This is a genomic window from Vibrio salilacus (assembly GCF_002811245.1).
In the GTDB taxonomy this organism is placed as follows: domain Bacteria; phylum Pseudomonadota; class Gammaproteobacteria; order Enterobacterales; family Vibrionaceae; genus Vibrio; species Vibrio salilacus.
Window position 1 is genome coordinate 1 of the sequence record NZ_NIVQ01000046.1, and the last position, 4,986, is coordinate 4,986.

The 4,986-nt window shown below is 37.6% G+C and carries 5 protein-coding genes; all 5 read left to right on the forward strand.

From position 1 onward, the window contains the following. Positions 1-182: 182 nt before the first annotated feature. The 5 genes from CDZ87_RS16375 (at position 183) to CDZ87_RS16400 (ending at position 4,551) form a co-directional block, all read left to right on the forward strand. On the forward strand, positions 183-590 hold the full coding sequence (locus CDZ87_RS16375; protein WP_172953600.1) for a hypothetical protein: 408 nt from the start codon (positions 183-185) through the stop codon (positions 588-590). Positions 591-792: 202 nt separating this feature from the next. Further along, complete coding sequence (locus CDZ87_RS16380) at positions 793-1,203, forward strand: hypothetical protein (protein ID WP_100754483.1); 411 nt, start codon at positions 793-795, stop codon at positions 1,201-1,203. Between the two features lie 2 nt (positions 1,204-1,205). Further along, positions 1,206-1,811 (forward strand): toll/interleukin-1 receptor domain-containing protein, encoded by a 606-nt coding sequence (locus CDZ87_RS16385; protein ID WP_100754484.1) that lies wholly within the window; start codon positions 1,206-1,208, stop codon positions 1,809-1,811. Between the two features lie 651 nt (positions 1,812-2,462). After that, positions 2,463-3,152 carry a hypothetical protein gene (locus CDZ87_RS16395; protein WP_157806488.1) on the forward strand — a complete coding sequence of 230 codons (690 nt, stop codon included), beginning with the start codon at positions 2,463-2,465 and terminating at the stop codon, positions 3,150-3,152. 250 nt (positions 3,153-3,402) lie between these two features. After that, the gene (locus tag CDZ87_RS16400) at positions 3,403-4,551 is read left to right on the forward strand and encodes a Fic family protein (protein WP_100754486.1); all 1,149 of its coding nucleotides are present in this window, start codon (positions 3,403-3,405) and stop codon (positions 4,549-4,551) included. Positions 4,552-4,986: the final 435 nt, after the last annotated feature.

The window sequence follows — 4,986 nt, forward strand, 5'->3', positions numbered from 1 at the left end:
AATCAAAGGTTTAGAATGGCAACTAACAAAGCGTTTAAGGCAGATTCGCAACGCTAGGCATTTTCAGTTTGCTTTGAATTTAGTGTTTACGGCACAATGGTTTAGGTTAGGTGGCGATGTTGCTCACTACTTAACGCGGCGTTATGTGATATTGTAAATTCAGCTACAGAAAGGAGAATTAAATGGCTAATTCAGTGGTAATTCAACAATCAAATAATCAATTGAAAGTAAATTCAGATGCTTATGATTTAAGCCGAATTGTTGGTGTTGAAGTAAAAGTTTTGACGTTCAAAGACCATCTTTTGAGAATGCTCCTTTTGGGTGCAATTTCATCGAGTTTACTTTTTATCTTTATCCCATCAGAACATCAGGAATATGGATTAGCTTTTGCGTCTTTTTTGCCATTGGTAGCATTTTTGTTCGGTGCTTTTTTGGGTTTTGTTAGCAGTAATAAATACGAGTTTCGTTTGGAATTTAATCACTTAGATGAAACGGGGATTCAATGGTTTACGGCGGCGAAAAGTAGAAAAGCTAGTAATTATGTATTGTTCAAAGAGCAAGAAATGGAGCTCAAGCGCAAAATCACATAACAAAGCGTTCAAGAGGGATTCGCAACGCGTAGCATTTTCGTTATGCGTTGATTTTATTGGTTTTTAGTGCAATGCGGTGAGTTGGTAGTCGCGTTGCTCACCCCTTAACGCGGCGTTATGTTTTATTTTTAATTCCATGTGAGTATAATGCTAGTGTTTTTATGTGGTTACTATCAATTTTAGTTAGAAGTAAGGTTGTTATGTGAATTTGCTTGGAAGTCCATATTTTCTACAATTTGGTGTGCCATTGGTAACTGTAGGGCTTTCTATATTTATCAAGTATGTTACACGAAATGATCGACATTCTGGATTTAAAAAAGAAGACGTTGCTGTGGGTTTAGATCTTGCTGTTACTGCTCTACTTATATTTATTACTGGAAGCTCTCAATTAACGGCTAGTCTTCCGCCCACAAATCCTCCAGTTGACGTGGTTGAAAAACTTGCCTCAGTGCCTTGGATTTTGATGGCGTTTATTATCGGTATTTGGAGTGTCTCTACTATAGTTCGTAAACGAGGCTGGGAAAGTGATGATAAGCTGAAAATATTTTGGGGTATTGTCGTTCCAGATGTATTTGGTTTAGCGGTGTTGTTATTTGTTGTTAACTGGATTTAGTTATGAAAAAGCCATTATTTAAAGAAATTTATAGAATATCTGGTCTAGTTATTCCAGTTACTGCTGGTCTTTTGTCATTGATGTTTTTGTTATCAGAGTCTGGTAATTTTGAGGTTTTGAAGTTTGCAGTTGGTTTTTCAGGTGCATTTATTGGTGGTGTTGTTGTTTATCTATACGCAAAAATTAGAACTGCGTTTAAAAAACCTAAAGTTTTTATTTCATATTCACCTCAAGATGAAGCGGTTGTAAAAGAAATATGCCAAGCATTGAATGATATAAATGTTGATATTCTTATTGACAAACATGAGTTGATGGTTGGCGATGATATTGATAAGAAAATAAGTTCTTTAGTGGAAGAAAGTGATTACATAATTTATGTACACTCTAGTTCGAGCGCTACATCAGAGTGGTCTAGAAAAGAGTTAAGAAAAGCGTTCAATCTCAATAAAAAGATATTGCCTGTTGTGGTTGATAATGAGCCTTTATCTAAGTTTATCGAAAATTTGTTATACGCTGATTATAGATATAACCCTGAAGAGGCAATGAATCAATTAAGGAAAGTTTTCGCACACATAAAACATAACAAGGCATTTAAGAGTGATTCGTAACGCACAGCATTTTTACTATGCGTGAACTTTTAGTGTTTAAGGCGCAATACTGAGGCTCCAGTATTGCGTTACTCACACCTTAACGCGGCGTTATGCAACTCAGGTAAATTTAGGGGTTCAATCTTTTTAGATTTCTCTGGCCATCCGTTTTGTGTTGTCGGCAAATGAGCACTTTTACCCTCAGATTCGTGGTTCACTCAAACCGTAAAACAGGCAAGGTTCTTTGTTTGCCTCAATGAGTTTTGGTGCTGGTTTGTTGCCAATTCAGCGGGCGCAAAGTGTGGAAAGGGCAAGTTTATCGAGTATTTTGTACTTGCTGAAAATCTTGCTTGTTGAGTTTGTCTCATTCAAAAGCTTGGTTTGTTGTTGAAAGGTGGGCTTTGTTTTGGCGGCTTATTTATCACGGCTCTGGCTTGGGTTGATTCTTGAATCACTCAACCATTGCAATTGTGGCTTTTGGTCGTGTAAAGTCGGTTTATCTCATTGAATTTGCATAACAAACGGCTCAAGAGGGATTGCCAACGCTTGGCGACTTTAGTGCAAAATTGCAGTTCAGTGTTTACGGTGTGTTTTTTGAGTTCGGCGGTGCGTTGTCAACCCCTTAGCCGGGCGTTATGTGAATCACCATACTTTCAAATTTACGGTAGTTTTATGCAGATGAGTCAATTAGTTATAGAGAACATCGTTAGTGTTCTTGGTGGTGCGAGTGTTGTAGTAATAGGTTTGTCTAGTTGGCTTGGTAGTCTTTGGTCAAAACGCATTCTGAACCAAGAAAAGCTGCGAATGGACAAAGAATTACAGCAGCTTAAAGACTCAAATCTTGCAAACTTAAAGAGCATGGAGCGAGAGTTACAAGTTGAGCTTCAAAAGCGAGATCATTACCACCAAATATCAAAGTCTACCTATGAAATGAACTTTGAGCGTAAGGTAAAGGTGTATACCGAATTACTTTTACTTAATCAGAAGTTTTTCCGTTTTATGAACGAAAGCCCGCTAGCGGATGAGCCAGAATCTACTGAAACGTACTACAGGTATTTTGAGCAATGTAAGACACTAATTGAGTCAGAGAAGTTATACGTTAGCAGTAAACTAGCTGAACTTTATGAGCTCTGGTATCAAAAAGCATTGCCTTACTTTAAGCAAGCAGGGTTGGATGGCTACGCAGTCCACGGCTTTGCGCATACTGACGAAGAAAATATGCAGAACATTTATGACGCTCAAGAGCCCGCTCGTTACGACCTAGTTTGTGAAACATTCAAAGAGATGCAGGCCATTTTTGAGCAAGTTGAAATAGACGTAGCTTCTATTCGCAGGATAATTGAATTACCGATGCAAGAATAAATTCACATAACAAACAATTTAAGAGGGATTCCCAACGCTTGGCATTTTTGCTTCTACTTCAATTTTAGTGTTTACGGTACAATGCCTTAGGTTGGGTGGTAGCGTTGCTCACCCCTTAATTGGGCGTTAGAAGCCACAAAGCTTTAGTGTAGATGTGGAATCAGCTATAATGTAAAAATCTTATTTTCTCGTATTTTAATTTTTATTTAAATACAATGAGTTATGTTTTTTACGTGGAGTTGTTGTTTTTATGGCTGAACCAAGATTTGAAGATTTTGATTTAAGATTAGTTAGTCCGAGTTTTGAAATGGATCTAACCGATACTTTAATTGAATTAGATCACCTGAGAAAGTTAAGGTTAAGCGGGACAACTGCACCTTGGATATTCTTTCAATTAAAAGAAATTTTTCACCTTTTAGAGAGTGTGGGCTCAGCACGAATTGAAGGGAACAGAACGACTATCTCAGAATATGTAGAACAAAAAATTGATAGTAAAGAAAGGTCTTCCGAACGATTTTCAGAAATTGCTAATGTTGAAGAGGCAATGACTTTTATTGAAGAAAGTATCGAGGAAGGTACAGAGATTACAAACTATTTCATTCGACAACTACATGAGCTTGCTGTTAGCGGTTTGACAGACGAAGGGGACAGAACTCCCGGTCAATACCGACAAGTCGGCGTTCAAATTTCTCAATCGACACATTTACCACCTGATTGGGTTAATGTTCAGAGTTATATGGACGAACTAGTAGAGTTTATAAATCGTCCTGACTCTAGTAAATATGACTTGTTAAAAACAGCTCTAGTTCATCACAGATTTACATGGATTCACCCATTTGGGAATGGGAACGGTCGAGTGGTCAGGCTGTTAACTTATGCTTTACTGATTAAATATGGCTTTAATGTAAAAGAAGGTAAGTTAATTAACCCTACTGCAGTATTTTGCAATGATAGAGAAGAATATTATGCGCATTTAACCGAAGCTGATAAGGGAACTGATGAGTCTTTATTAGGTTGGTGTGACTACGTGCTTTCTGGAATTCTTGGTGAAGTGAAGAAAGTCAATCAACTATTAGATTTTGATTATTTATCTAAATCTATTTTAATCCCAACCATAGAGCATGGAGTGGATCGAGGCTATTTGAATAAAATAGAATCTGAAATACTTAAAGTTGGAATAAAGCGACAAAAGTTTCAAGCATCTGATCTAGACATAATTTTGACTGAACTATCGCCACGGCAGCGCACACATCAAGTTAAGAAAATGAAAGATTCTGGTTTTATTCGCCCATTAAAAGAGAATGGACGGACTTATTACGTTAATTTTATGAACAATTTCTTAATGCGAGGGCTAATACAAACTCTTGAAAAAGAAAAGTTTATACCACCAATTGACTAGGCTTCTAACAATCTGTTTAAGAGTGATTCGCAACGCGTGGCATTTTTACTATGCGTTACGTTTTGTGTTTAAGGTGGTTTGCGGCGGCATCGGTATTGCGTGGCTCACACCTTAACAGGGCGTTAGTTGCCAGTGGTAAAAACGCAGCTAAAGCAGAAAGTTTAAGGCTAATGAATTGTGTAACTTTGCACGATTTTTGCCTTGGTGTGGTTTGCTGAAGTTTCGTTTGGTTGTTAATGTTGTGGTTTTGTTTTGCCATTTCAGATGCAAATGTACTCGTTGAAAGTCAGCTTTGTGGCATTGTCTTTCCAAAAGGTCTTTTTGGTGCTTTTAGCCAGTTTTCTGCGGCGTTGTAAGTTCCAAGTGGTTTCAGTGGTAGTCGCTTTGAAACTGCGCCTGATTTGAGTTTTTCAACACGCTGAAAAACGGTGTTGG

Bases quoted from the DNA above. Each gene is read 5' to 3' on its own strand.
- CDZ87_RS16375 (WP_172953600.1), top strand. From the start codon at position 183: ATGGCTAATTCAGTGGTAATTCAACAATCAAATAATCAATTGAAAGTA.
- CDZ87_RS16385 (WP_100754484.1), top strand. From the start codon at position 1,206: ATGAAAAAGCCATTATTTAAAGAAATTTATAGAATATCTGGTCTAGTT.
- CDZ87_RS16395 (WP_157806488.1), top strand. From the start codon at position 2,463: ATGCAGATGAGTCAATTAGTTATAGAGAACATCGTTAGTGTTCTTGGT.
- CDZ87_RS16400 (WP_100754486.1), top strand. From the start codon at position 3,403: ATGGCTGAACCAAGATTTGAAGATTTTGATTTAAGATTAGTTAGTCCG.